The organism is Streptomyces afghaniensis (genome assembly GCF_044327915.1).
GTDB classification, from domain to species: Bacteria; Actinomycetota; Actinomycetes; order Streptomycetales; family Streptomycetaceae; genus Streptomyces; species Streptomyces afghaniensis.
This window is the reverse complement of record NZ_JBIRGJ010000005.1, coordinates 679,868-705,112: the sequence shown is the minus strand read 5'-3', so window position 1 is coordinate 705,112 and position 25,245 is coordinate 679,868. Positions and strand designations below refer to the sequence as shown.

21 protein-coding genes and 1 pseudogene are annotated in these 25,245 nt (G+C 73.9%); 13 read left to right on the top strand and 9 right to left on the bottom strand.

All coding sequences use genetic code 11. The annotated features are described in order from the left end of the window. Nucleotides 1-15: 15 nt before the first annotated feature. The 5 genes from ACH4G3_RS21740 to ACH4G3_RS21720 all read right to left on the bottom strand — a co-directional run bounded on the left by ACH4G3_RS21740 (nt 16) and on the right by ACH4G3_RS21720 (nt 5,469). A complete protein-coding gene (locus tag ACH4G3_RS21740; RefSeq protein ID WP_397626044.1) occupies nt 16-1,713 on the bottom strand; it encodes an amidohydrolase in 1,698 nt (565 codons plus the stop codon). Between the two features lie 65 nt (nt 1,714-1,778). Further along, a complete protein-coding gene (locus ACH4G3_RS21735) occupies nt 1,779-2,762 on the bottom strand; it encodes an ABC transporter permease (protein WP_397626043.1) in 984 nt (327 codons plus the stop codon). Further along, on the bottom strand, nt 2,759-3,034 hold the full coding sequence (locus ACH4G3_RS21730; protein ID WP_397626042.1) for a hypothetical protein: 276 nt from the start codon (nt 3,032-3,034) through the stop codon (nt 2,759-2,761). Before ACH4G3_RS21730 ends, ACH4G3_RS21735 begins: the two co-directional genes overlap by 4 nt. Nucleotides 3,035-3,174: 140 nt before the next feature. After that, entirely contained in the window at nt 3,175-4,449 is a 1,275-nt protein-coding gene (locus tag ACH4G3_RS21725; protein ID WP_397626041.1) for a sugar ABC transporter ATP-binding protein, read from the bottom strand. 9 nt (nt 4,450-4,458) lie between these two features. Continuing rightward, on the bottom strand, nt 4,459-5,469 hold the full coding sequence (locus ACH4G3_RS21720) for a sugar ABC transporter substrate-binding protein (protein ID WP_397626040.1): 1,011 nt from the start codon (nt 5,467-5,469) through the stop codon (nt 4,459-4,461). 231 nt (nt 5,470-5,700) lie between these two features. On the opposite strand from ACH4G3_RS21720, the gene ACH4G3_RS21715 reads away from it, so the two are divergent. The 4 genes from ACH4G3_RS21715 to ACH4G3_RS21700 all read left to right on the top strand — a co-directional run bounded on the left by ACH4G3_RS21715 (nt 5,701) and on the right by ACH4G3_RS21700 (nt 9,999). Next, entirely contained in the window at nt 5,701-6,732 is a 1,032-nt protein-coding gene (locus tag ACH4G3_RS21715; protein WP_397626039.1) for a helix-turn-helix transcriptional regulator, read from the top strand. A gap of 196 nt (nt 6,733-6,928) precedes the next feature. Beyond that, nucleotides 6,929-7,501, top strand: a complete 573-nt coding sequence (locus tag ACH4G3_RS21710; protein WP_397626038.1) for a MarR family winged helix-turn-helix transcriptional regulator — start codon at nt 6,929-6,931, stop codon at nt 7,499-7,501. Between the two features lie 274 nt (nt 7,502-7,775). Continuing rightward, entirely contained in the window at nt 7,776-9,158 is a 1,383-nt protein-coding gene (locus ACH4G3_RS21705; RefSeq protein WP_397626037.1) for an FAD-binding oxidoreductase, read from the top strand. A gap of 31 nt (nt 9,159-9,189) precedes the next feature. Beyond that, nucleotides 9,190-9,999 carry an alpha/beta fold hydrolase gene (locus tag ACH4G3_RS21700; protein ID WP_397626036.1) on the top strand — a complete coding sequence of 270 codons (810 nt, stop codon included), beginning with the start codon at nt 9,190-9,192 and terminating at the stop codon, nt 9,997-9,999. Between the two features lie 7 nt (nt 10,000-10,006). Here the strand turns inward: ACH4G3_RS21700 and ACH4G3_RS21695 are convergent, their stop codons facing one another. Then, on the bottom strand, nt 10,007-10,846 hold the full coding sequence (locus tag ACH4G3_RS21695) for a (2Fe-2S)-binding protein (RefSeq protein WP_397626035.1): 840 nt from the start codon (nt 10,844-10,846) through the stop codon (nt 10,007-10,009). A 187-nt stretch (nt 10,847-11,033) separates the two neighbouring features. On the opposite strand from ACH4G3_RS21695, the pseudogene ACH4G3_RS21690 reads away from it, so the two are divergent. From ACH4G3_RS21690 to ACH4G3_RS21675, 4 genes and pseudogenes are all read left to right on the top strand, one after another. Next, nucleotides 11,034-12,205 (top strand): annotated as a pseudogene (locus tag ACH4G3_RS21690) (ATP-grasp domain-containing protein). Next, entirely contained in the window at nt 12,202-13,932 is a 1,731-nt protein-coding gene (locus tag ACH4G3_RS21685; protein ID WP_397626034.1) for an IucA/IucC family protein, read from the top strand. Before ACH4G3_RS21690 ends, ACH4G3_RS21685 begins: the two are co-directional and overlap by 4 nt. A gap of 88 nt (nt 13,933-14,020) precedes the next feature. After that, nucleotides 14,021-15,760, top strand: a complete 1,740-nt coding sequence (locus ACH4G3_RS21680; RefSeq protein WP_397626033.1) for an IucA/IucC family protein — start codon at nt 14,021-14,023, stop codon at nt 15,758-15,760. Next, the gene (locus ACH4G3_RS21675; RefSeq protein ID WP_397626032.1) at nt 15,757-16,971 is read left to right on the top strand and encodes a type III PLP-dependent enzyme; all 1,215 of its coding nucleotides are present in this window, start codon (nt 15,757-15,759) and stop codon (nt 16,969-16,971) included. The genes ACH4G3_RS21680 and ACH4G3_RS21675 overlap by 4 nt, the downstream gene beginning before the upstream one ends. 122 nt (nt 16,972-17,093) lie before the next feature. Here the strand turns inward: ACH4G3_RS21675 and ACH4G3_RS21670 are convergent, their stop codons facing one another. Both ACH4G3_RS21670 and ACH4G3_RS21665 read right to left on the bottom strand, forming a co-directional pair. Continuing rightward, nucleotides 17,094-17,726, bottom strand: a complete 633-nt coding sequence (locus ACH4G3_RS21670) for a sigma-70 family RNA polymerase sigma factor (protein WP_397626031.1) — start codon at nt 17,724-17,726, stop codon at nt 17,094-17,096. Nucleotides 17,727-17,900: 174 nt separating this feature from the next. Further along, complete coding sequence (locus ACH4G3_RS21665; protein WP_397626030.1) at nt 17,901-18,524, bottom strand: hypothetical protein; 624 nt, start codon at nt 18,522-18,524, stop codon at nt 17,901-17,903. A 157-nt stretch (nt 18,525-18,681) separates the two neighbouring features. On the opposite strand from ACH4G3_RS21665, the gene ACH4G3_RS21660 reads away from it, so the two are divergent. Beyond that, the gene (locus ACH4G3_RS21660) at nt 18,682-19,479 is read left to right on the top strand and encodes an SDR family NAD(P)-dependent oxidoreductase (protein WP_397626029.1); all 798 of its coding nucleotides are present in this window, start codon (nt 18,682-18,684) and stop codon (nt 19,477-19,479) included. A gap of 23 nt (nt 19,480-19,502) precedes the next feature. Here the strand turns inward: ACH4G3_RS21660 and ACH4G3_RS21655 are convergent, their stop codons facing one another. Further along, entirely contained in the window at nt 19,503-20,351 is an 849-nt protein-coding gene (locus ACH4G3_RS21655) for a class I SAM-dependent methyltransferase (RefSeq protein ID WP_397626189.1), read from the bottom strand. A 189-nt stretch (nt 20,352-20,540) separates the two neighbouring features. Here ACH4G3_RS21655 and ACH4G3_RS21650 point away from each other — a divergent pair, with 189 nt between their 5' ends. The 4 genes from ACH4G3_RS21650 (at nt 20,541) to ACH4G3_RS21635 (ending at nt 25,173) form a co-directional block, all read left to right on the top strand. Then, nucleotides 20,541-21,338 (top strand): VOC family protein, encoded by a 798-nt coding sequence (locus ACH4G3_RS21650; RefSeq protein ID WP_397626028.1) that lies wholly within the window; start codon nt 20,541-20,543, stop codon nt 21,336-21,338. Between the two features lie 54 nt (nt 21,339-21,392). Then, complete coding sequence (locus ACH4G3_RS21645; protein WP_397626027.1) at nt 21,393-21,929, top strand: GNAT family N-acetyltransferase; 537 nt, start codon at nt 21,393-21,395, stop codon at nt 21,927-21,929. Between the two features lie 92 nt (nt 21,930-22,021). Beyond that, the gene (locus tag ACH4G3_RS21640) at nt 22,022-23,848 is read left to right on the top strand and encodes an ABC transporter permease subunit (protein ID WP_397626188.1); all 1,827 of its coding nucleotides are present in this window, start codon (nt 22,022-22,024) and stop codon (nt 23,846-23,848) included. After that, a complete protein-coding gene (locus ACH4G3_RS21635) occupies nt 23,845-25,173 on the top strand; it encodes an MDR family MFS transporter (protein WP_397626026.1) in 1,329 nt (442 codons plus the stop codon). The genes ACH4G3_RS21640 and ACH4G3_RS21635 overlap by 4 nt, the downstream gene beginning before the upstream one ends. Nucleotides 25,174-25,245 lie beyond the last annotated feature (72 nt).

Sequence of the window (25,245 nt, the reverse complement as noted above, 5' to 3'; positions counted from 1 at the left end):
TCGGCCCGGGTCGGCTCAGCGTTCGAAGACCACCCGCCCGTCGAACACCGTGAGATCCACCTGGACCTCGGTGATGTCGTGCGGGTCGAGGCCCAGCAAGGGTCGGTCCAGGACGCACAGGTCGGCGGCCCTGCCCGGCTCGATCGTGCCCTTCCAGTCGTCGGCGAAGTCCTGCCAGGCCGGGGTGGCCGTGTAGGCGCGCAGGGCGTCGGCGAGCGGCACGCACTGTTCGGGGCCGCTGGGGCGGCCGCTGGCCTTGGACTCGCGGAGCATCATCGACGCGACGCCCTGTCGCCAGTCGGGCTCGGTGATCGGCGCGTCGGAGCTGGCGCAGACCCGTACTCCGGCGTCGAGCGCAGAGCGCACCGGCCACTGGTAGGCGGAGCGTTCGGGGCCGACGACCTCGTCCATCAGATCGGAGATGGTCCACTTGATGGCGGGGTTCATGTTGACGCCGTAGCCGTGCGCGGCGAGTCCGGCCAGGCTGCCGGGGCTGATGAAGTCGCCGTGGATGACGTAGTGGCGGGCGTCGGGGCGGGGCGCGGCCCGGTCGGCGGCGACGAAGGCGTCCACCACCGTGTCGATGGCGCGGTCGCCGGTGACGTGCACACCGAGCTGGAACCCGGCCTCGTGGGCGACCCGGATCATCTCGCGCAGTTCGTCGGCCTGGAGCGCCGGGGTGTCGCCGTGCACGCACAGGGCACCGTGCCCGCCCTGAGCGTAGGGCTCGTTCATCCAGGCCGTGCGGTTGGGCGGCACGCCGTCAGCGAAGATCTTGACGCCGATGGCCCGCAGCAGCCGGGGGTCGGCGGACTCGGGGCGGCGCAGTTCCGCCAGGCCCTTGCGGACGTCGTCGGCGGAGCCGCCCATGGGGGCGGGCAGCAGCAGGACGCTGACGCGTGCCCCGAGTTCGCCGCTCGCCGCGAGGTCCGCGTACGCGGTCCAGTTGTCGGTGCTCAGGCCGCCGAAGAGAGTGCCGGAGCCGCCGGGGCCGAGGCCGGGCTCGGTGTAGCTGGTGATGCCGCGGGAGTGCAGTTCGCGGACCACGTTCTGGATGGCCTGGCGGCGCTGGGCGAGGGTGGGGGCGGGCAGGGCGGCCTGGACGAGCCGCCCGGCGGCCTCGCGCAGGATGCCGGTCGGCCGGCTGTCGGGGTCGCGGTCGATGACGCCGCCGGGCGGGGGCGTGGTGTCCGCGTCGATGCCGCAGCGGCGCAGCGCCTCGGAGTTGGCCCACACCATGTGCGAGGAGAAGTCGGTCAGGCAGACCGGGTGGCCCGGGGCCACCGCGTCCAGGTCCCGGCGGTGCGGGAAGCGGCCCGGGTCGGCCAGGCACTCGGCGAGGTAACCGGGGTCCCAGCCCAGGCCGACGATCCACGCTCCGTCCGGGACGTCCCGTGCCGCCCGGGCCACGGCCGCGGCGATGCCGGCGATGGACCCCACCGCCGGATGGCCGACGTCGATGGCGAACGGCGGCTTCGTCATCCCGTAGGCGGCTCCGTGCAGATGCGAGTCGTTGATGCCGGGCAGCACGGTCCGGCCGCCCAGTCCGACGATCCGGGTGCCGGGCCCTGCCAGGGCGCGCATGTCCGCGTCGCTGCCGACGGCCAGGATGTCCCGGCCGCGTACGGCGACGCCTTCGGCGACGGTGAAGCCGGTGTCGACGGTCAGGACCTGGCCGCCGGTCAGGACGAGGGTGGGAGCGGTGTCGCTCACGGTGACCTCTTTCTCGGGGTAGGGGGATCAGCGCTCCGCGGAGGGAACAGCGCCCCGTATGGGGATCAGCGCCCCGTGCGGGGTGCGAAGTACGCCAGGGCCGCGCCGGCCACCAGCGCGACGCCCTGGGCCATCTGCTGCCAGAACGTCGGCACGTTCAGCAGGGTCAGGCCGTTCTGCAGGCCGCCGAGGAAGAGCACGCCGAGCAGGACGCCGAGGATCGAGCCGGAGCCGCCGGTGAGGGCCACTCCGCCGACCAGCACGGCGGTGAGCACGGCCAGCTCAAAACCGGATCCTGAGGTTCCGGCCACCACGCTGTCCAGTACCGACGCCTTGACGGCACCGGCCAGACCGGCGGCCACGCCGGTCACGACGAACAGCGCGAACGGGGTGCGCCGGACCTGGATGCCGGAGAGGTGGGCGGCCTCCCGGTTGACGCCGATGGCGAAGACGTGCCGTCCGGCCGGGGTGACCGCGAGGAACAGCGCACCCGCCGCCAGTACCACCGCCGCGATGACGACCGGCGCCGCGATCCCGGCGATCCGCGCCCCGCCGATCCAGGCGAACCCGGAGCCGAAGCCGCTCAGCGGCAGCGGGAACAACTGCTGTGCCAGACCGCGTACGGCGGTCAGCATGCCGAGCGTGACGATGAACGCGGACAGGCCGAAGTAACAGCACAGGACGCCGTTCACCGCGCCGACCACCGCCCCGGCGGCGAGCGCCCCGAGCAGGGCGACGGCGGGCGGCTGGTGGTGCTGCCCGGCCAGCCAGCCGGCGACAAGACCGCCGAGGGCGAGCGTGGAGCCGACCGACAGGTCGAGGTATCCGCTGATGACGAGCAGGGCCAGCGGGACGGCGACGATGGCGAGGGTGGCGGCGTCGGTGGCGATGCCGCCGAGGTTGGCCGGGTCGAGGAAGCTGCCCGTGGCCATCTGGAAGACCAGCACCATCGCCACGAGCACGACGAGGAGCGGGTTGCGGCGTACGGTGGTCAGCCCGCCCGTGGCGATCAGACGCGGACGTGTGAGGACGCGGCCGGCGGTGGTCATGCTGCTCCTTCGGCGGGCAGGGGGTCGGGATCGGCGTCGTGGACCGCCGAGAGCAGGGCCTGTTCGGTCAGCCCCGGCCCGGAGAGCTCGCCGACGATCCGTCCCCGGGCGACGATCAGGCAGCGGTCGGCGAGCGCCGCGACCTCCTCCGGGTCGCTGGACGCGAACAGCACGGCGGTGCCGCGCTCGGCGGCGAGCCCGGACACCACCCGGTAGATCTCCTGACGGGCCCCGACGTCGACGCCCTGGGTCGGCTCGTCCAGCAGCAGCACGTCACGTCCACGTGCCGGGCCTCGTTGATCCACCGGCCGAGGACGAGCTTCTGCTGGTTGCCCCCGGAGAACGCGCCCGCCGGCAGCCCGGGCCTGGCCGGGCGCAGCCCGACCGCCGTGGCCAGCGCGTCGAACACCCGTCATTCGGTGCGCAGCGCCCGTACGTGGTACCGGGCCAAGGTCCGGACGGCCGGCAGCAGTGTGTTGTCCTGGGCGGACAGCGACGGGAACAGGCCCTGTGCGCGCCGGTCCGCCGGTACGAGCGCGATTCCGACGCCGAGCGCGTCGGCAGGCCGGGCGGGGCTGACGGTGCGTTCGCCGACGCGGATGGTGCCGGCGGTGGCTCGGCGCCGGCCGTAGAGCGTCTCCAGGATGCGGGTGCGGCCGGAGCCGATGAGCCCGAACAGACCGACGCGTTCGCCCTCGGCGACGGTGAGACCGACGGGCCCGAAGCCGGGGCCGCGCAGGGCTTCGACGACCAGCCTGGGCGGGGGCGGAACGCGCTGCTGCTCGGGCGTGTCAGGGCCTGGCGTGTACGCGTCTCGGCCGGGAGTGCGCCTCGGCTTCCCGGCGTCCGGGCTCGGCTTGTGCCGGTCGTCATGCCCCGCCGGGCCGGGCATGTGCCGCGGCCTCCGGGCGCCCGTGCCGGGCACGCCACGGGCCTCGTCCACGTCCGCGCCGGACGCGTGGCGCGGCCTGCCCGCTATCGCCTCGACCAGGTCGCGCCGCGTCTGTCCCGCCACCGCGGCCTGGTGGGTCACCCGGCCGTCGCGCAGTACGGTGACCGCGTCCGCGAGTCGTTCCACCTCCGACAGCAGGTGCGTGACGTAGACGATGGCGAGGCCCTGCGCGCGGAGATCCTCGACGCGTTCGGCCAGGGCGTCGGTCTCCGCGCCGGACAGGGCCGCGGTCGGCTCGTCGAGGACCAGGACGGCGGCGCTGCGGCTCAGGGCCTTGGCGATCTCGACCAACTGCCGCTGGGCCATGGGCAGATCGCCCACCCGGTCGCGCGGGGAGCACCTGGCCGCGACCCGCTGGAGCAGCCCGGCGGCGACCTCCTCCTGGGCGCGCCGGTCGATACGGCCGTACCGGGTCCACTCCTGGCCGAGGAAGATGTTCTCCGCCACGGTCAGCGCGTCGACCACGCTCAAGGTCTGGAAGATGATCGCCACGCCGGCCGCGATCGACTCGCGCGGGGTGAGGCGGCCGTACGACGTACCGCCCACCTCGATCGTTCCCGCGTCGGGCGGGTAGGCGCCGCCGAGGCACTTGATGAGGGTGGACTTGCCGGCGCCGTTGTGGCCGAGCAGGGCGTGTACCTGCCCGGCGGGCACGGTGAGGTCCACGCCGTCGAGGGCCCGGACGCCGCCGAAGGACTTGGTCAGGCCGCGGACGCGGAGGTTCGTGGTCGTCATCACGGGGCCTCAGGCGTTCTGCGCGAGCAGGGCGTCGATCTCGGCGGTGTCGGCGTGCTGGACGAGCGCGACCGGCACCTGGACGCTGGGGTTCGCCTTGCCCGCGGCGACGGCGCGCGGCACGTCGACGATCGCGGCGGCGATGTCCTTCGGGGCCAGCGCGGCACAGGCCCGGTAGAAGGTGCCCTGCTTGACGGCGAGGAGGGAGGGCGCGGAGCCGTCCTGGCCGCCGACGAAGGTCCTGGCGTCGTCGGCGGCGCGCCCGGTCTGCTGCAGGGCCTTGAATCCGCCGTACGCGGCGGCGTCCGTGACGCCGAGGACGAGGTTGAGGTCGGGGTGCTTGGCCAGGATCGCCTTCGTCTTCGACAGGCCCGTGTCCGGGTCGATGGCCTGTTCCCGCGCCACCACGTCGACGCCGGGCGCCAGCCGGGTGAAGGCGTCGATCATGCCCTTGGTGCGTTCGCGGCCCAGCTCGATGGTGCTGTCGGTGAGGAAGGCGATCTTGCCCTTGCCGTCGAGGTGCTCCTCGGCCCACTTCGCCGCTGCCTCGCCGAGCAGGGTGCCGCCCTTGCGGAAGCTGAACTGGATGTCGGCGCTCTGGTGTTGCAGGGAACCGCCGTAGGTGACCCAGATCAGTCCCGCGTCCAGGGCCGCCTCGGCGACGGGCTCGGCGGCCTCGAAGACCATCGGGAAGGACACGATCGCGGGGACCTTGCGGGCGACCCAGGTGTTGAGGTTGCTCGCCTGTGTGTCGGCGCTGGCGTTGTCGCTGGTCGTGAGCAGCGAGATGCCGTGCCGCTCGGCCTGGGCGGTGGAGAGCTTCACCAGGGTGGAGTAGAGCGGGAGTTGGGTGAAGGGGTAGTCGAGCCCGATCTTCGTCAGGGGCGTCCTGCCGGAGGGCGACGGATCGGCCGACGCGGCCGTGTTCCGTGGCGCCGAGCATCCGGCGGCCGCCAGGGCGGTGGCTGCGGAGAGAGCGAGGAAGTGCCGGCGTGAGGGTGTGGACGGGGGTGGGGTCATGGCGGGGGCTCTCCGAGGGGCGGGCCCGACTGGAGCGGGCGTCCGGGTGTGCCGAACAGGAAAGACCTGCCGGGCCCGCCGCACCATCCGTACAAATACCGACTGCGAACGACAGCAGGCGGATCACGGGCCCCTCGCACGACAAGACGGTGAACACCTTGCCGTACCCGGACCGACCCCTTATCGTTAGGCCCCAAACGACATCGCGCCCGAGCCGCCCGGAGGCTCGCCATGCCCAGTCACCACCAGATCGCGGCAGCAGCACGCATCGGCATGCTCACCCGCGAGCGCGACACCACGTCCGCCTCCGCGCAGGCCCTGCTCGAACTCGCCCACGCACTGCCGCTGGACGCGGCGACCCTGCTCACGATCGACCCGCTGACCGGATCCCACATCCAGGTCGCGAGCATCGGCTACACCGCCGCGGCCTCGCAGGCCCTGGCCGGGGAGTTCGTCGAGACGCCGTGGTACCGCAACGTCGTACGGCGCGAGCTGCCACCGTCCATCTCCGAGGACGCGGAGGACACCGACGACGCCGGGCCGCGCTTCCGGCACGGCTGGTTCTACGCCGAGCGGGTCCGCCCGGCCGGCTTCCGGGACGGCGTCACGGGCGCGCTGCGGCACCGGGGCCGGCTGGTGGGCCTGGTGCACCTCTCCACCGAGAGCGCGGACGCCTACGACACGGACGCCCGGCGGCTCCTCGCCTCCGTGATGCCCGCCCTCGCCGCGCTCGCCGACCCGCTGGCCCACGCCGGCGACCTGCACGGCCTGGCGGCGGAGGATGCGGCGAGCCTGGTCACCGGCGACGGCGGGGTGATCGACCTGCCGGGCCGGGACCGGCCGCGGGTGCTGCGGGACGCCGGCGGGTTCCGCGCGCTGCTCGACGCCTTCACCGGCACGGGCGGCCGGCGGCTGCGCCTGCTGTGGCCGGCCGGCGGCGGCTGGCAGCGGGTCGTACTGCACCGGCACCCGGCGGGGCCCGGCCTGGCGTCCGAGGCGGTGCTGGTGCACGAGACGCCCACGGAACTGCCGTACGGGCTCAGCCCCCGGGAGCTTGACGTGCTCACCCGGGCGGCCACGGGGCAGACCAACCAGGCCATCGCGCAGGCGCTGTTCCTGTCCCCGCGGACCGTGCACAGTCATGTCGAGCATCTGCTGCGCAAGACCGGATGCGCCTCCCGTGCGCAGGCGACCGCGCTCGCAGTCCGGGACGGGCTGCTGCGGCCGGACCCGGATCACCTCGCACGGTTCGTCGAGCGGTGAGCCGGGCCGTGGGGGTCAGCAGGTTAGGGCTCCGCGCGCCGCATGACGTCCCGGCAGAACTCCCCCCGGGGGGCACGCCGAGGACCCGGACGGGCGGGTTTCCCTGTCGTCTCCGTACAATTTGAGCCCGAACGACCGGGCGGCGAGAATGCGCCGCCCGGGTGTGACGCCTCGCGACCAGACGAAGGAGCCGCCCGTGCCGGGCCACCGATCCATCACCGAGGCCGAGAAGCTCGCGGCGGCGAAGCTCGGAGGTGTTCCGATCCGCCGGGAGCAGATGGCGGCGGTGGCGAACATCTACCGGGCCGCGTCCGCCGTGCGGCAGCACCTGGAGAACTCGGTGCTGCGCGGCTCCGACCTGACCTGGACGGCCTTCGTGGTGCTGTGGGTGGTCTGGGTGTGGGGCGAGTCGGAGACCCGGCACGTGGCGGAGGAGGCGGGGATCTCCAAGGGCACGCTGACGGGTGTGGCGCGCACGCTGGAGTCGCGGGGCCTGTTGCGACGGGCGGACCACCCGAGCGACGGGCGGCTGGTGCTGCTGAGCCTCACCGAGGAGGGCGACGCGTTCATGCAGCGGGTCTTTCCGGCGTTCAACGAGGAGGAGGCGTTCGTGACGGCCCGGCTCAGCGACGCGGAGTGCCGCAGCCTCGCCGAAGGGCTGCGGAGTGTGGTGCTCCAGGTCGAGGAGCAGGGCGAGGAGCGGCGGCAGTCCCTGCTGGGCGGCGCCGAGCCCGCACCACGGCGCAGCGGACGGCGGCCCCGGGCCTGACCCCCGCCGTGGCCAGGACGAGGACGTCGAACAGGCCCTGCACGACCCCCCACACCATCTCCCACGCCATGCCGGCCCTCATCCAGCGCCCCGAGCAGCCGGCCGGTCTCCAGGACCGCGCTGCGGTGCGGTGGGGCCGAAGGCGGTGGCGACGAAGGCCGCGGTCCACGGACATGATCGCGCCTGCGCGCGATACGCCGCCGGACATGCGTCGCTCGGCCGTCGGCGGGAGGCTGGTCTTCTCAGCACGGTCGGGCGTCCGGAGGAGATCGTCATGGACAGCGCCACTCTGGAAGACATGCGGACGGCATTGCGGGGGCCGGTCATAAGCCCGCGGGACACCGAGTACGACCAGGCCCGCAAGATCTACAACGCGATGATCGACAAACGCCCCGCCGCCATCGTGCGGTGCGCGGACGCCGCGGACGTCATGGCCGCGGTGACCTTCGTCCGCGATCACGGCCTGGAGCCGGCCGTACGGGGCGGCGGGCACAGCGGCCCGGGCCTGTGCCTGGTGGACGACGGCGTGACCATCGACCTCTCGCCGATGCGCGGGGTGCGTGTCGACCCGGTCGCGAAGACCGCGCAGGCCGGCGGGGGCAGCCGGCTCGGCGACCTGGACCACGCCACGCACGCCTTCGGCCTCGCCACTCCCACGGGCATCATCTCCATGACGGGCGTCGGAGGCCTGACCCTCGGCGGCGGACACGGCTATCTCACCCGCAAGTACGGCCTGACCGCGGACAACCTGCTCAGCGCGGACGTCGTGCTGGCCGACGGCAGCTTCGTCACCGCGAACGCGACCGAACACCCGGACCTGTTCTGGGCGTTGCGTGGTGGCGGCGGCAACTTCGGCATCGCGACGTCCCTCACCTTCCGGCTGCACCCGGTGGACACGGTCGGGGCCGGGGTGACCGTCTGGCCGGTCGAGCACACCCGCGAAGTGCTGGGGTGGTACCGCGAGTTCCTCCCCCGGGCGCCGGAGGACGTGTACGGGTTCTTCACCGTCTTCGTCATCCCTCCCGGGCCGCCCTTCCCCGAGGAGATCCACAGGCAGAAGGTGTGCGGCATCGTGTGGTGCCACACCGGCGACCCCGACCGGCTCGACGAGGCTCTCTCCGTGGTCCGGGAGCCCGGCCCGCCGGCCTTCCACTTCGCGGCACCGATGCCCTACGTCGCGCTGCAGAGCATGTTCGACGAACTGATCCCGACCGGCTACCAGTGGTACTGGCGCGGCGACTTCTTCGACGACATCCCCGACGCCGCCCTGGACGTCCACCTCAAGTACGGCGAGAACAATCCGACGCAGCTCTCGCTGATGCACCTCTACCCGGTCGACGGAGCCGCCCACCGGGTGGGTCCGGACGACACGGCGTGGAGCTACCGGGACGCCGTCTGGTCCGGCGTCTTCGCGGGTGTCGATCCCGATCCGGCCAACGCCGGGATCATCAGGCAGTGGTGCGTCGGCTACCAGGAGGAGCTGCACCCGTACTCCATGGGCGGCTCGTACGTGAACTTCATGGGCACCGGGGAGGGCCAGGAACGGGTCCGGGCGACATACCGTGACCACTACGACCGGCTCGCCCGGGTCAAGAGGACGTACGACCCGGACAACCTGTTCCACGCCAACCAGAACATCGCGCCGGCGCAGGTGTGACGACCACGGATCCCGTTCCAGGAGGCCGGCCATGGGACAGATGATCGACGCCGACGGTGTGGAACTCTGGGTCGAACGACGGGGCGAGGGACCCGACGTCCTGCTCATCTCGGGACTCGGAGATCCCGCCGAGGCCTGGCAGCCGCAGCTCGACGGGCTCGCGGACCGCTACCGGCTCACGGCCTTCGACAACCGTGGCGCCGGGCGTACGCCGCTGCCCGAGGGGCCGCTCTCCGTGGCGCGGATGGCCGACGACGCCGCGGCACTGCTCCGGGCGCTCCAGGTGCCTGCTGCCCACGTCGCCGGTTTCTCCGGGGGCAGCTTCATCGCGCAGGAGCTGGCGCTCCGCCATCCCGGCGTGGTCCGCAGCCTCGTCCTCATGAGCACGATGGCTCGCCCGGACCCCTACTTCCGTGCCATGACGCGCTTCTGGCACTGGATGGTCGAACGCGCCCCGGACGAGCGGGCCATGCTCGAGGCGTTCTTCCTGTGGATCTACACACCTCGCGCCCACGCGGACGGCATAGCCGACCGGTTCGTCGAGGAGACGCTCGCCTTCGAACACGCGCAGTCCGTCGAGGACTTCCAGCGCCAGCTGGCGGCGTTCGCCGAGCACGACACGCTCGACCGGCTCGGCCGGATCACCGCGCCGGCCCTCGTGCTCGCCGGCGAACTCGACCTCGCCACGCCGCCGCGCCTGGGCCGCGTGGTCGCGGACAGCATCCCGGGCGCCGCGTTCGAGGTGCTGCCCGGGGAGGCCCATCAGCCGTTCCAGGAGGTGCCGGACGTGTTCAACGCCCGGGTCGACGCGTTCTGGCGCGAGGTGGAGGCAGGGCACTGATGGTCCGTCAGGACTCGAGCCTGCGCAGGCGTTCCGCGTCGCAGGTGCGGGGGCAGGTGGCGCAGGCCTCGTCGGGACGGATGGCGTAGTAGAGGCAGCAGCCCGTGCGGGTACGGGTCGGGTGGTGGCGGCCGTCGGTACCGGCCAGGAGGCGGAAGTCCGCTCCGGCCGGGTAGGGGCTGACGGGTTCGGGGAGCAGGGCGGTGGCCGCGCGTACGGCGTCGTCCTCGCGGCCCAGGGTGCGGCCGAGGTACCAGATCCCGGAGACGAGATCGTCGCCGACCATGCCCCACAGGGCGCGCGGGCCGCGGCGTACGGCGGGGCCGAGGGCGGTGAGCAGCGGGCGCATGTGGTCGGCGACCGCGGCGCGCAGTTCGGCCCGCAGGGCCTCCTCGTCCGCGACGGCCACCGCCCCGGGCAGCGTGGCGACGGGGTCACCGGGCAGACAGGCGACGCGGGGCTCGGGCGTGATCGCGTACGTCCCGGCCGCGAGGTCCAGGCGCACCGCTTGGGGGCGTACGCGGGGCACACGGCGCTCCAGGTACCACACGCCGCTCATCAGCAGGGCGATCGACCAGGCGTAGTCGTGCAGGGCGCGTGAGGCTGCGACGTGGGGGCGCGGAGTGCGGCCGTGGCGCGTGCGGATGCGGGTCGCCTCGGCGTCCAGGAAGGCGTCGAGAGTCTGCTGATCGGACGTCAGTTCATCAGCGGAGAAGGTGTGCCGGCGGGCAGCCGTCCAGGGGTCCGCGACCTCGACGTCCAGCGCCTCACACACGCTGGTCAACCGCCGGTAAGCGGCGGCGAGGACGGAGGTGAGGGCCGGCGGTGACTCCAGGACAGTGCGCATCGATCACTCCTACGGGCAGTTGCAACCCGTGGTTGGATAGGCAAGGCTAACCTAAGGTACAAGATCGTCGGCGTGCTCGTGGACGTCCGCCGATCAAGGGCTGTCCCTGTCACAGGGTCCCGCGGCACGCCGTCCGCGCCCTGGCCGAGCGGCCCGCCGCCGACCCCGCCCCTCCCGGAAGACCGCCATGCGCCTGTACCTTCTCGCCCTCAACCCGACCGACTCCGTCACCGAGGGTTTCCTGCCCGCCGCCGCCCGGCTGGGCCTGGACGTCACCGTTCTCACCGACCAGCCCGCCGCGCACCGGAGAATTTGCCCGGACATCGAGGTTCTGGAGTGTGACGTGCGGGACTTCCGGGCCGTCGTGGCGCGGGTGTCGGACCGTCACCGTCCCGGCGCGGTCTTCACCAACAGCGACCACCTCCAGACCCAGGCCGCCCTGGCCGCCGCCTACTTCGGCCTGCCGGGCAAGGACTGGCGCGCCGCCCTGCGCTGCAAGGACAAGGCGGAGATGCGCCGCCGGCTGGCCGCCACCGGGGTGGACACCGTCTGGTCGGCCGAACTCACCGAACCCGCCCCGCTCGACGCGCCCTACCCGTGTGTCGTCAAGCCCCGCGAGGGCGTGCCAGTGAGGACGTGGTCCTCGTCGACGGCCCCGAGGACCTGGTGATCCGCGCCGAGGAGATCCTGGACCGCCGTCCCGGCGGCACCCTGGTGGTCGAGGAGTATCTCCCCGGCGAGTTGTACACGCTGGAGACCCTGGGCGACGGCCGGGTCCGCCATGTCCTGGGCGGCTTCCGCACCGAGCTGTCGCCGCCGCCGTACTTCGTCGAGGAACGCCTCACCTTCGTCCCGGCCCACCCCGAGCCGGTCGTGGCGCAGGTCCTCGGGCAACTCGACGCGCTCGGTGCCGGGTTCGGCGCCTGTCACACCGAGTTCGTGGTGCACGCGGGCCGGGCGCGGATCGTCGAGGTCAACTACCGCAATATCGGCGACCAGTGCGACCTGCTGCTCGCCCGGCTCCTCGGCATCCCGCTGTTCGAGCTCGTGCTCCGCACCCACCTGGGCGAACCGCTCCCGGCCGGGCTGGGCGCCCGCCGCGACGGCGCCGCCCTCGTGGAGTACCCGTGTGCCGACCGGTCCGGGACCCTGACCGACGCCCCGGATGCCGCCGACCTCACCGTCGATGGCGTGCGTCTGACGTACCGTCCCCTGCGGGCCGTGGGCGAGAGGCACGAGCTGTACCGCACCAACCGGGACTACCTCGGCGTCCTGCGGGCCACCGGCACCGACCAGGAGACCGTGGACCGGGTGGCGGCGGGCTTCCTGGCCACCTGCCGCTGGGAGATCCAGCCGTGACCGCACTGCCGCCCCCGCCGGACACCTGCGCGGCCGGGCTGCTCACCCGGGTGCTGAGCGCTCTGCTGCGCGAGGACGTCGTCGGACTGCGCTCCCGGAGCACCCTCGTCCACCGCCCGGACGGGCCCTGGCTGCGGCGCGCCGCCGGGCACGACGCACTGCTGCTGCCCGTCGCAGAGGACGGCTTCCAGTGCGCGTACGCCGCGCGGCTGCCGCTCCTGCGCCGCGCGTCGGACGGCACCGAGCTGACGTCGTTCGCCGACGTGCTGGGCGCGCTGCGCGCGCTCGCCGAGCCCGAGGACCGGGCCGGCTTCGACGCCTTCGCCGAGGAGTGCCGGCAGACGCTGGCCACGGAGCGGCTGCACGCCGGGACACGCGATGACATCGCGGCGGACATGACCGCCCGCCACGGGGCCGACCCCGCGTCCTGGACGGGCCTCGACGGTGGCCTGGCCTTCGACGCGCTCGCCGCCCGGCTCGACCATCCGGTGTACCCGACGGGGAGGGGCCGGGCGGGACTGGAGGAGGGGCAACTCCGGTCGTACGCACCCGAGTTCCATCCGCGGTTCCCGCTGCGCTGGCTGGCCGTGCCGCGGGACGCGGTCCATGTGACGGGCGTCCTCCCCGAGTCGTGGCCCACGCCGGCGCGGCTCGGTCTGCCCGGGCTGGACCGCACGCACCTCGCCCTGCCGGTGCACCCGCTGACCGTCGGCCCCGTGTTCGACGAGGCGTTACGGGCGACCGGCCTGCGTGGACGAGCGGTACTGGCCGAGCACGGCGCCCTGGAGGTCGTACCGACCCTGTCGATGCGGACGGTGGCGACGGTGGCGGATCCGGCGCTGCACCTCAAACTGCCCCTGGCCACCTCCTCGTTGGGGCTGCGCAACAAGCGGTCCGTCAAGCCCGGCACCCTCGTCGACGGGGCCGCCGGGCAGCGGCTGGTCCAGCGGATCGTCGCCCGCGAGCCGCGTTTCCGGGACACGATCCTGCACGCCGACGAGACGACGTACGCCCACGCGGGTCATGAGCTGCTGGCCGTGCTGTGCCGCCGCTACCCGGCCGGTCTCGCGGACTCGGTCGTCGTGCCGATGGCGGCGCTGCTCGCCGAGGCACCGGACGGGCGGCTGGTCCTCGACCATCTCGCCGACCGCTTCCACGACGGCGACCCGCTCGCGCTGCTCGACGCCTGTCTGACGCTGCTGTTCGACTGGCAGACCACACTGTTCGGGTACGGCGTCGCGCTGGAGTCGCACCAGCAGAACATCTCGCTGGTCCTGCGGCCGGGCAGCCTCCGGCTGCTGTTCAAGGACAACGACGGGCCACGCGTCAACGCGCGGCGGCTGCGCACCCGGCTGCCCGGCGCGTGGGAGTTCGACGACGCACGGGTCCTCGGCACGGACGACCGGCCGGTGGCCGACCTGTTCACCACCGTCACCGTCCATCTGTGCGCGGGCGCCTACGCGTTCGGACTCGCCCGGCACGGGCGCGCCCCGCTGCCGGTGTTGCTGCGGCTGGTGCGCGAACGGCTGGCCCAGGCCGTGGCACGGCTCGGCGGCGAGGCGGGGGACGTCCTGCGCGCCCGGGTGCTCGACGCACCGGAGCTGCCCGTGAAGGCGATGGTCACGGCCGGGACGCTGCTGACCAAGCAGCGGTCGGGCGCCGCCGACATCAACAAGCACTACACCAGGGGCCCCAACTACCTGCTGTCCTCCCGGAGCACGTCATGAGAACCGGGAGCCGGACCGGTGCTGCCGCGCTCATCCCCTCACTCACCACCTGCCCGCATCGAACTCGCGCCCCCCGCTGGAGCCTGCCATGCACTCGCTGACCGAATCGCCCGGCACCACCGCCGCCGCCCCGGTCTCCCTGCCCACCGCCGACGACGTGGTGGCGCACACCCTGCTGAACTGCCTGCTGCGCGAGGTGTCCGGGCCCGAGCGCCAGACCGTCGTCGCCGACGGGCATCTGCTGCTGCGGCTGCCCCGCCGAGGGGTGCTGCTGCGGGTCGCCCTGCGCCGGACGTCGCTGCTCGGCGCGCACCGGTTCACCGGCCCGGTGTACGAGGAGCGGGACGGCGGGCGCAGGGACGTGGACTGGCGGCGACTCGCCGAGTACACGTGCGACGAGCTGTCACTGCGCACCGGGGTGCGCAACGAGGAGTTCCTGGAGCAGGTCGCCTCCAGTCACGCGGCCGTCGCCGCCGCCCTCGCCACCGGGCCGGTGAACCGGCGCGATCCGGCCGACCCGCGGTCCGCCTACGTCGCCTCCGAGCAGTCCCTGCTCTTCGGGCACCGTTTTCATCCCACACCCAAGGCCCGCAGCGGCGACCCGCGTTCCTGGGCCGCGTACGCACCCGAAGCGGGCGCCTCCTTCCCGCTGCGCCACCTCGCCGTGCGAGAGCACCTGATCGCGCAGGAGAGCGCCGAACCGTCCGCGACCGCCGTCCTGGACCGGCAGCGCGCGGACGTCCCGGAGGGATACCGGTTGCTGCCCGCCCACCCCTGGCAGTTCGGCGCGCTCCGGGAGCACCCGCTGCTGCGCGCCGCCCTGGACCGTGGTGACGTGCTCGACCTGGGGCCGGGCGGACGGCCCTTCGCGGCCACCGCGTCCGTTCGCACGCTGTACGACGGGGACACGTTTCTGAAGTTCAGCCTGAATGTGCGGATCACCAACTGCCTGCGCAAGAACAGCAGTTATGAACTGTCCGGGGCGGTCGCGCTCACCCGGGCGCTGGCCCCGGTGCTGTCCGGCCTCGCCGGGCGCTTCCCCGGCAGTGCCGTGCTCCGCGAGCCCGCCTACCGCAGCCTCGCCCTGCCGGGGCCCGGCGGCGCACCGGACCGCGAACTCCTGGAGGGCTTCGGCGTGATCGTCCGCGAGGGCCTGTCCCGGCGGCTCGCCCCGGGCACCACTCCCCTGCTCGCGGCCGCCGTCGCCGACGAGTACCCGACCAGTGCCGCCCATGTCTCCCGCCTGCTCGCCGGAGCGGACGCGGCGGCGGCGCTCGACTGGTGGTCGGCGTACCTGGACCTCCTCCTGCCGCCCGTCCTGGCCGCCTACTTCGACCACGGCGTGGTGCTGGAGCCGCACCTGCAGAACGTGCTGCTCTGTGTAGACGACACCGGACGGCCCGCCCAGGTCCTCTTCCGGGACCTGGAGGGCACCAAGTTGCTGCCCGAGCAGCACGCGTCCACGCTGGCCGCACTGCCGCCCGAGGTGGCCGGGCCGATGACGTACGACGCGCGGCGCGGCTGGGACCGGGTCGTGTACTGCCTGCTCGTCAACCATGTCGCCGAGCTGCTCGCGGCCGTCGCCGACCTGCATCCGCGGGCGGAGCCGGCGCTGTGGGCGCGGGTGCGCGACACGCTGCGGGCGTACGCCGGGCGGCACGGCTGCCCGCCCCGTCTGGCCGCCCTGCTCGCCGGGGTGCCGCTGCCCGCCAAGGCCAATCTGCTCACCCGCTGGGAGCGCAAGGCGGACCGAGCGGCGGGTTACGTCCGGCTGCCGTCGCCGCTGGGCGAGGACGTGCTGCACGAGGCGAAGAGGAGCTCCCGATGACCACGTCCCACCCGACGCCCGCGGTGCGTGATCGTGTCCTGTCCCTGCCGCCGTCGCGGCTGCCGGCCTACGTCTACGACCTGGCGGCGCTGCGCGCGCACGCCGCCGGGGTCCGGGCCGCGCTGCCCGGGCGGGTCGAGCTGTACTACGCGGCGAAGGCCAACCCCGAGCCGGAGATCCTGGCCGCGCTGGACCCCTGCGTCGACGGTTACGAGGTCGCGTCGGGCGGTGAACTCGCCCATGTCGCCAAGGCGGTGCCGGGCCGGCCGCTGGCCTTCGGCGGACCGGGCAAGACGCCGGAGGAGGTGACGGCCGCGCTGGAACTGGGCGTCGGACGGTTCCACGTCGAGAGCGAACACGAACTGCGTGTGCTGGCCGAGCTGGCGCGGCGCGTCGTGCCCCGGCGCCGGGTCGCGGTGCTGCCACGCGTCAACCTGCCGGTGCCCGACGGCTCACTGGCGGGGAGCTCACTGGCGATGGGCGGGCGGCCGACGCCCTTCGGCATGGACCCGGCCCGGGCCGAGCCGGTGCTCCGGGCCCTCGCCGACGGGACGTACCCCCAGCTTGGACTGCGCGGCGTACACGCCCACCTGGTGAGCGGGCTGGAAGCGGCCCAGTTGCTGGCGGTCGCCGAGGGCGTGGTCGGCTGGGCCACGGGGCTGGGTGTGCCGATCGCGGAGGTGAACGTCGGGGGCGGCATGAGCGTCGACTACGCGGACCCGGAGCGCCGCTTCGACTGGGACGCGTACGGCGAGGGCCTGGCCCGGCTCGCCGAGGCCCACCCGGGGCTGACGCTGCGGATCGAGCCCGGGCGGGCGCTCACCGCGTACTGCGGCTGGTACGCCACGGAGGTGCTGGACGTGAAGCACAGCCACGGCGAGGAGTTCGCCGTCCTGCGGGGCGGCACCCACCATCTGCGCACCCCGGCGACGAAGGGACACGACCAGCCCTGTTCCGTCCTCCCCGTGGACACCTGGCCGCACCCCTGGCCACGGCCGTCGGCCGAGAGCGGTCGCGTGACCCTCGCGGGTCAGCTGTGCACGCCGAAGGACGTGCTGGCCCGCCGGGTGCCCGTGCCGGCCCTCAGGGCCGGGGACCGGGTGGTGTTCTCGCTCGCGGGTGCCTACGCGTGGAACATCTCGCACCACGATTTCCTGATGCATCCCCGGCCCGGGTTCCACTTCCTGACCGCCGGCACCCCGGACCCCTGAACCGCTCGCACGCCGGCCTGTGCCCGCCGGACGGGTCCGGCGGGCGCGGGTTGGGTCCGGCGGGCGCGGGTTGGGTCCGGCGGGCGCGGGTTGGATCCGGCGGGCGTCGCGGGCCGGACGCGTCAGGCGGCGGCCAGGGCCGGTGACGCGACCAGTGGCGGTTGCTCCGCCTCGGCGAGCAGGGCCATCAGCGTCGCCCGGGCGCGTGCCACGCGGGAGCGGACGGTGCCGACCGGACAGTCGCTCAGCTCAGCGGCCTCCGCGTACGGCATGCCGAGCAGCTGCGTGAGCACGAACGCCTCGCGCCGCTCGTCCGGCAGTGAGGCCAGCAACTCCAGCAGCGCCACGCCGTCGTCGAAGCCGGGCAGGCCGCGCGGCTGGGCGAGCTCGACCGCCGGCTCCCAGTCGGACAGGTCGGCCGCGCGGGGGCGTACGGCGGTGTTCCGGAGGCTGTCGGCCACCGCACGCCGGGCGATCGCCAGCAGCCAGGTGCGTGCCGAGGAACGGCCCTCGAACCGGTGCAGGCTGCCGAGCGCCCGCAGGAACGTGTCCTGCGCCAGATCGTCCACGGCCTGCGGATCGGCGCACAGATGGGCGACGTAGCGGATGACGTCTCGGTGCAGGGCACGCACGAAGCGGTCGACGGCGGCGGGGTCACCGCCCCGGGCGGCCAGCGCCCAGGCGGTTATCGACTCATCGGCCGACGCCTGCGGCTCTCTTCTCTCGTGCGAAAGGGGCAGGGCAGGAGTGATCACCTGATGTCCTTCTCGGGATTCCGGGACCACGGGCGGCGAGCACGCAGGCGTACGTGATGCCGGGCGTGCGCGCGGGCTGCGCGGTCCGGTGGGTGAGGGACGGGCCGTACCCGATGGGCCGTACCCGTACGGCACCGGGACGCACAGGGGCGCCCCGGGACCTACCGGCTGCCGTCAGACGGCAGCGGACCCCATGGGTGGCCCTCGAGAGGTGATCGCGTGGACGAGAAGGAGGAGGCGCGGCGCCCGGTCCGAGGACCAGCGCCGTGCGCGCACGGGCGGGGGCGGCGGTACGGGCAGGGCGAACAGGAGCCGCAGCGGCGCGGCCAGCCGGCTGCCCACGGCACGCAGGAGACGGAAGACGGCCCGCTCCCCGTGCCCCAGCCACAGACCGCACAGCAGGGCGGCGAGCAGGTGGGCGGCGAGCATGCCGAGGGACGAGTCACCGTCGGGAGTGTGTCCCGCGTGCCCCATGTGCGCGGACATGGACGCGGACATGGGCATGGGCATGGACCCCGCGGATCCCATGTCCATGGAGTCCGGCGCCGACGACGCGAGTGAGAACGCCGAGTGCAGGGCCGTCTGGACGGCCACCGCGACGGCGACGACCAGCCGGAGTCCGCGCTCGCGGCCCGCCAGGCACCAGCCCGCCACGCCCGTCACGGCCCAGCCGGCCAGCAGCGTCCGGAGCGGCACATGGTCGCCGGACATCATGACGTGCCCCAGGGCGGCGAGCACGACACAGACGGCCGCGAACACCGCGGCCCGTATCGTGCGAGCACACCGCCCAGCTGTCATGGCGCCTCATCCTCGCACCCGGCCCCGCTCCGTCACCCAGGGGTACGGACATCGCCCGGGCCGGGTACTCAATCCACGCCATGTGATCCAGACCACTGACCGTGCTTCAGTCGGGCGCCCACCGGGCCGGGAGTGAGGGCGATCTACAGTGCTCGTCATGACGACAGCGGCCTCGCCGGCCACACAGGCTTATCTCTCCGGGTTGTTCTCCCTGCACGGCCGGACCGCGGTGGTCACGGGCGGCAGTTCGGGCATCGGCCGTGCCATCACCGGTGCCCTCGCGCGCGCCGGGGCGAGCGTGGTCGTCGTAGCCCGCGGCGAGGCCGGGCTGACCGCGGCGGTCGAGGAGCTGACGGCCGAGGGCTGCCGCGCCGCGTGGGTCAGCGCGGACCTGAGCACGCGCGAGGGTGTGCGGACGGCCGCCGAGCGGGCCGTCGAGGCGTTCGGGGAACCCGACATCCTCGTCAACAGCGCCGGAATCAACGTGCGTCCGCCCATGGACGAACTCACCGAGGACGTCTGGGACGTCACGATGGCCGTCAACCTGGACGCGCCCTTCCTGCTGGGCCAGCGTTTCGGCCCCGGCATGGCGGAGCGCGGTTACGGGCGGATCCTGCACATCAGCTCGCAGCAGGCGCACCGGGCGTTCGTCCAGAGCGGTGCCTACGGTGCCTCCAAGGGCGGCCTGGAATCGCTGGCGCGGTCCCAGGCCGAGGCGTGGTCGCCGCGCGGCGTCACGTGCAATGTGCTGGTGCCGGGCTTCGTCATGACACCGCTCAACGCGCGGCTGTCGTCGGATCCGGAGAAGGTGGCCGCCCTCGCCGAACGCACGCTGATCGGCCGGAACGGACTGGCCGAGGACTTCGCGGGAGCGGCGGTCTTCCTGGCGGGCCCCGCGTCCGCCTACATCACCGGGCAGGCGGTCTTCGTCGACGGCGGCATGTCGGTGCACTGACGCCGTCCCGGCGCGGGTGGCGGTCAGTGCCCGGAGGAGTCCTTCCGCCATATGAAGACCTCCGTGCTCGGGCCGCGTTCGGAGAACCTCCCCGCCGGAGAGGCCTGCCGCAGCACCCGGCGCAGGTCCCCTTCGAAGTCGTCCCGGCGCCCTTCGAACAGATGCGGCGCCGAGAACGACATCGAGAACACCCAGGCGACGACATCGTCGACGGTCCGCTCCAGCACCTGGCCGCCGGGTACGACCAGACGCCGGGGGCCGGAGAATCCCGCCCGGGCGAACACCTCGGCCTCGCCGCCCGGTGTGCCCTGCGCCAGGACTCCGCGGCCCGCTCGACGCACGGGCCCCAGGTACCGCTTGACCAGGCCGTCCACGGCCGCGTAGGGGACCGCCGGGTGCGGCAGGCCGTCGAGGGTGCGGTCTTCCGTCTTCAGGTCCGAGATGTGCACCAGGGCCCCGCCCGGCTGGAGCATGTCCCTCACGGTCGCCGCGACGAGGTCGCGATCCATCCAGTGGAAGGACTGCGCGAAGGCGGCGACGGCGAACGTGCCGAGTCCCGCGGGGAGGTCCTCGGCGCGGGCCCGCACCCACCGGGTCTTCTCCCCCACTCCCCGCGCCGCTGCCCGGCGTCCTGCTTCGGCGATCATCCCGCGGTCGGGGTCCACGCCGACGACCTCCCCGAACAGGTGGGCGAGGCTCAGGGCGATGATCCCGGGCCCGCAGCCGACGTCGACGAGGCGCCCCTCCCCGTCGGGTCGCAGCGCCTCGGCGAGTGCGTCCGCCAGCCCCGGGGCGTACGGCAGCCGCCCCCGCTCGTAGTAGGCGGCGGTCCCAGAGAACAACGTGTCGTCCCACTCCCAGCCGGCCACCACGCCGCCCACCACCTCACCGCACAGGGTTCCGCGATCACCCGACCGGGCGATGCCCCCGATGATTCCACGGCGGTACAACTCCGAGGGACGGACGGCCGGGGATCCGCCGACCGGGCCTCGGCCGACGGGCGGTTGTCAGTGCCCGGTGTCAGGCTGGGGAGACCGAATCTGCGGAAGGGATGCATCGCCATGATCACCACGGAGTTCGCCCCCGGTTCCCCCTGCTGGCTCGACCTCGGCACTCCGGACGTGCGGGCCGCCGCGGCCTTCTACGGCGCCGTGCTCGGGTGGGACTACGAGTCCATGGGCGGGAGCGAGGACTTCGAAGGCGGCATGTTCCGGAAGGACGGCAAGATCGTCGCCGGTCTCGGCAAGCTCACGGAGGAGGGAGCACGCTCGGCCTGGATGCTCTACTTCAGCGTCCCCGACGCGGACGCCACCACCGAGGCCGTGCAGCAGGCGGGCGGCACCGTCCGGGTGGCGCCGATGGACCTCGACGACTGGGGCAGGATGGCGCAGTACAGCGACCCGCTGGGCGGCCAGTTCGCCGTCTGGCAGCCGGGGACGACCAAGGGCGTCGACCTGGTCGACCAGCCGGGCTCGCTGTCGTGGACCGAGCTGCTCACGAGCGACGCGACAGCCGCGAAGGAGTTCTACGGCGGCCTGTTCGGCTGGCAGTTCAGCGACATGGAACTGCCGGGCGGCGGGGGCACGTACACGCTCATCACCCCCGCGGGACTGCCCGAGGAGCGCATGCACGGCGGCCTCATGGAGATGGGCAAGGAGAACCTCTCGCTGACGAACGGCCGGCCGTACTGGCACCCGGTCTTCGCCGTGGAGGACTGCGACGCCGCGGTGGCCAAGGTCCGGGAGAAGGGCGGCAGCGTGCAGATGGGGCCCGAGGACGCGGAGGGCGTCGGGCGGCTGGCCGTCTGCGTCGACCCGGCGAACGCGGACTTCGTGGTGCTCACCCCGACCGGGAGCTGAGCCCGGCGGACACCCCCTGGCGAGCCCGAAGAGCTTCTTGCATATGATGTGCAAATGCACGACATCATCATCCGGGAAGCCACGGCGGAAGACCTCGACGGGGCCCGGGTGGTGATGCTCGACGCGGTGTACCGCGACTTCGGGACGGGATACGTGCCAAGGTGGCACGCCGACATCATCGATCCCGCGTCCTTCTACGTCGCACCGCCGCGGCACACACTCCTGGTCGCCGTGGACGAGCGGGATGGGACGGTGGCGGCAACGGCGGCCCTGGACGCGCGCGGCCCGGCGCATCCGCCGAACCCCCGCTGGCTGGCCGAGCGGTACCCCTCGGGCGAGACCGCACAGCTCCGGCGGGTGTACGTGCGCCCGGAGTACCGGCGGCGGGGCCTGGCCCGGCGGCTGGTGGAGGGCCTGCTGGAGTTCGCGCGGGCCGACGGTGGTTACCGGTCGGTGTATCTGCACACGTATCCGCACTCGCCCGGTGCGATGGGCCTGTGGCGGACGCTGGGCAAGGTGGTGTGCGACGAGCGGGAGGACGTGCCCGGCGGGGGCAGCGGCGCGGTGCACTTCGAGATCCCCTTCGCCTGAGCGGCACGGGGACGACGGTGAACACCTCGACCTCACCCCTGGCCAAGGGCCTGGCCGCCCTGCGCGTTCTCGCGCGCGGCGGCGGCCCGACGCTGCTGTGGCGGATCGCGCTCACGGCCGGCCTGGTGGGCGCGATCGGCCTGCTGCCGTGGCTGTCGCGCACCGACCCGGCGCTGACCGTGCTGAAGGCCCGCTCGGCCGACCGCGACCCGGACCCCGGGACGCTGCGCGCCATCCGTGACCAACTCGGGCTCGACGACGGCCCATTGGTGCTGCTCGGCCGCTGGCTGGGCGGGCTGCTGCGCGGGGACGCGGGCACATCGTGGGTGTCCGGCGCCCAAGTGCTGCCTTCTGTCGCGCAGGCGCTCGGCGTGTCGTTGCTGCTGATGACCGGCGCCATCGTCGTCGCCGCGGTCACGGTGACGGTCGTGTGCGCCCGTACACTCCGGCTCGGCTCGCGGGGCCGGCTCGCCACGCGCGGGGCCGGCGGCACGGCGACCGCGGTGCTGGCCGCGCTGCCCGAGTTCCTCGTCGCCTCGGTGCTCGCCTCGGTGATCGGCGTGCAGCTGGGCTGGCTGCCGGCCCTCGGCTGGTACGGGCCGCAGTGGATGGTGCTGCCCTCGCTGGCCCTCGGCCTGCCGGCCGGCGCGGTCCTCGGGCGGACGCTGGACGACCTGCTGCCCGGCGCGTTCGCCGAACCGTGGGCGCTGGCCGCCGCGGCCCGCGGTGTTCCGCCGAAGTCCGTGGCGCGGCGGGCGGTGCGCCGCTGTGTGCCCGGGCTGCTGCCCAACCTGGGCCTGTTCGTGGTCGGTCTGACCGGCGGCTCGGTCGCCGTCGAGCAGATCTTCGACATCCCGGGCCTGGGCCGGCTCACCCTGCAGTCCGCGCTCGCCCAGGACCTGCCCGTCCTGCAGACCGGCACGCTCGCCCTGGTCCTGCTCGCGGCCACCGCCGGCGTCCTCGCCAGGCTCACGGCCCGGCTGCTGATCGGGCCCGCGCTGCGCGACGGCGCCCTGTCCTCCCTGCACCGGCCGGCCCCGCCCGCGCCCCGCGCCCTGCCCCTGCTGTACGGGGCGCTGCTCGCCGCGGTCATCGGCATCGGTCTGCCGCGCGACGCGCTCGCCCTGGACACCCTCGCCCGGCTGCAAGCCCCCTCCCCCGCGCACCCGTTCGGGACGGACGCGCTGGGCCGGGACGTCCTCGCCCGTGTCGCGGACGGAGCGCTGAACACCCTCGGCACGGCGCTCGCGGTGAGCGCCGCCGCCCTCGTGGCCGGGCTGCTGCTGGGGCTGCTGCCGCGGCTGTCCGGGCCGCTGGTCGACACCGTCAGTGCCGTACCGCCCGTCCTGGCCGGGCTCCTCGTCACCGGCGTCACGGGCAGCGGCCCCTGGGCGCCCGCCCTGGCCGTCGGCGTCGTGGCCTGGTCCCCGCTGGCCGCCCACACGTCCTCCCTGCTGCGCCAGGAGCGGGCGACCACCCACCTGGCCGCCACCCGCGCGCTGGGCGCCGGGCGCTGGTATCTGCTCCGGCACGAACTGCTGCCCGCGGTGCTGCCGCCGGTGGCCCGGCACGCCCTGCTCCGGCTCCCCGGCGTCGCGTTGAGCCTCGCCGCGCTCGGCTTCCTCGGCCTGGGCGCGCAGCCGCCGTCCCCCGAATGGGGCCTGCTGCTCGCCGAGAACCAGCCGTACGCCGAACGCGCCCCGTGGGCCGTCCTCTTCCCGGCCGCCGTACTCGCCCTGCTGGGTGCGCTCGCGGTGACGGCCGCCGGCGGCGTACGACCGCCCCGGCGGCGTGGGCGGCGGGCCGGTCGCCCGGCGGGGCCGCCCGGCGACCGGGTCGTGCCCGCACCGCGGCAGCGGCCGAACCGTGGTGACGCCCTCCTGACCCCCGCGTCCCGCTCACCGAGAGAAGAACGATGACAGGCCTCATATCCCGCGTCCTGGCCCGCCGGGCCGCCCCGACGTCCGGCGACGAGACACCCGACGGCGCGACGCCCGGGGCCACGCGCGAGAGCACCTGGAGACTCTGGCGGGAACTCTCCCCGCTGCTGCGGCTGCTGATCGTGACCCAGCTCGCCTTCAACATCGGCTTCTACGCCGTGCTGCCGTTCCTCGCCGAGCACCTCGGCACCGCGATCGGCATGGCGGGCTGGCTGGTCGGCTTCGTCCTCGGTCTGCGCACCTTCAGCCAGCAGGGCCTGTTCGTGGTCGGCGGCTCGCTCGTCGACCGCTACGGCGTACGCCCGGTCGTGCTGGCCGGCTGCGTACTGCGGATCGCCGGGTTCGCGTGGCTCGGGTACGCGCAGGCGAGCTGGACGGTGATCGGCGCCGTGCTGGTGATCGGCTTCGCCGCCGCGCTGTTCTCCCCCGCCGTGGAGTCCGAGGTGGCCCGCCAGGCGGTGGTCTGGGAGGAGGAAGGACACGGCTCACGCACCCGTCTCCTCGGCCTGTTCAGCGTGGCGGGCCAGGCCGGGGCCTTCGTCGGACCGCTGCTCGGCGCGCTGCTGCTCGCCGTCGACTTCCGCACCGCGTGCCTCGCGGGTGCCGCGGTGTTCGTGCTCGTCCTCGCCGGGCACGTGTGGCTGATGCCGCAGCACATTCCCGGCAGGGTACGCGTCCGGGAGCGGGGCGGGGCGCGCCTGCTGCTGCGCAACCGCCGCTTCCTGGCCCTGTGCTGCGCGTACGGCACGTACCTGCTCGCCTACAACCAGCTGTATCTGGCCCTGCCGGACGAGGTGCAGCGTGCGGCGGGCTCCCAGGCGCCGCTGTCCTGGCTGTTCGCCCTGTCCTCGGTGCTGGTGGTGTGCGCACAGCTGCCGGTGACCCGCTGGGCGGGCGACCGGCTCGGCCTGCGCCGTTCCATGACCGCCGGGCTGCTGCTGATCGCGTCCGGTTTCGCGGTGGTCGCCGCGGCGCGCCCCGCCGGCTGGACCGGTACCGCCGGGCTGCTGCCGGCCGCGGGCTTCGTCGTACTGCTCACCGTGGGGCAGATGCTGGTCGTGCCCGCGGCCCGCGCCTGGGTGCCCGACCTCGCCGAGGAGGGCCGGATCGGCCTCTACATGGGTGCGCTGTCGTCGGTCTCGGGCCTGATCGTCCTCGCCGGCAGCGCGGCCACCGGCTCCCTGCTCGACACGGGCCTCCCGGCCGCCGTGCCCTGGCTGGTCCTGGCGGCGGTACCGGCCCTGGCGGTGGCACTGCTGCCGCGCCGGGAGGAACGGGCGCAGGCGGCGGGCACGGCGGCCTGACGGCACGGGGGAGGCGGGGGGGGCGGGCGCGCGGCGGCCCGGCCACAGGCCGGGCGCAGCCGCGGGCGCGCG

Coding starts and splice junctions, on each gene's coding strand:
- ACH4G3_RS21665 (WP_397626030.1), bottom strand. CDS start 18,524: ATGACAGCTGGGCGGTGTGCTCGCACGATACGGGCCGCGGTGTTCGCG.
- ACH4G3_RS21705 (WP_397626037.1), top strand. CDS start 7,776: ATGGACAGCGCCACTCTGGAAGACATGCGGACGGCATTGCGGGGGCCG.
- ACH4G3_RS21675 (WP_397626032.1), top strand. CDS start 15,757: ATGACCACGTCCCACCCGACGCCCGCGGTGCGTGATCGTGTCCTGTCC.
- ACH4G3_RS21645 (WP_397626027.1), top strand. CDS start 21,393: ATGCACGACATCATCATCCGGGAAGCCACGGCGGAAGACCTCGACGGG.
- ACH4G3_RS21700 (WP_397626036.1), top strand. CDS start 9,190: ATGGGACAGATGATCGACGCCGACGGTGTGGAACTCTGGGTCGAACGA.
- ACH4G3_RS21715 (WP_397626039.1), top strand. CDS start 5,701: ATGCCCAGTCACCACCAGATCGCGGCAGCAGCACGCATCGGCATGCTC.
- ACH4G3_RS21695 (WP_397626035.1), bottom strand. CDS start 10,846: ATGCGCACTGTCCTGGAGTCACCGCCGGCCCTCACCTCCGTCCTCGCC.
- ACH4G3_RS21650 (WP_397626028.1), top strand. CDS start 20,541: ATGATCACCACGGAGTTCGCCCCCGGTTCCCCCTGCTGGCTCGACCTC.
- ACH4G3_RS21635 (WP_397626026.1), top strand. CDS start 23,845: ATGACAGGCCTCATATCCCGCGTCCTGGCCCGCCGGGCCGCCCCGACG.
- ACH4G3_RS21680 (WP_397626033.1), top strand. CDS start 14,021: ATGCACTCGCTGACCGAATCGCCCGGCACCACCGCCGCCGCCCCGGTC.
- ACH4G3_RS21660 (WP_397626029.1), top strand. CDS start 18,682: ATGACGACAGCGGCCTCGCCGGCCACACAGGCTTATCTCTCCGGGTTG.
- ACH4G3_RS21735 (WP_397626043.1), bottom strand. CDS start 2,762: ATGACCACCGCCGGCCGCGTCCTCACACGTCCGCGTCTGATCGCCACG.
- ACH4G3_RS21725 (WP_397626041.1), bottom strand. CDS start 4,449: ATGACGACCACGAACCTCCGCGTCCGCGGCCTGACCAAGTCCTTCGGC.
- ACH4G3_RS21720 (WP_397626040.1), bottom strand. CDS start 5,469: ATGACCCCACCCCCGTCCACACCCTCACGCCGGCACTTCCTCGCTCTC.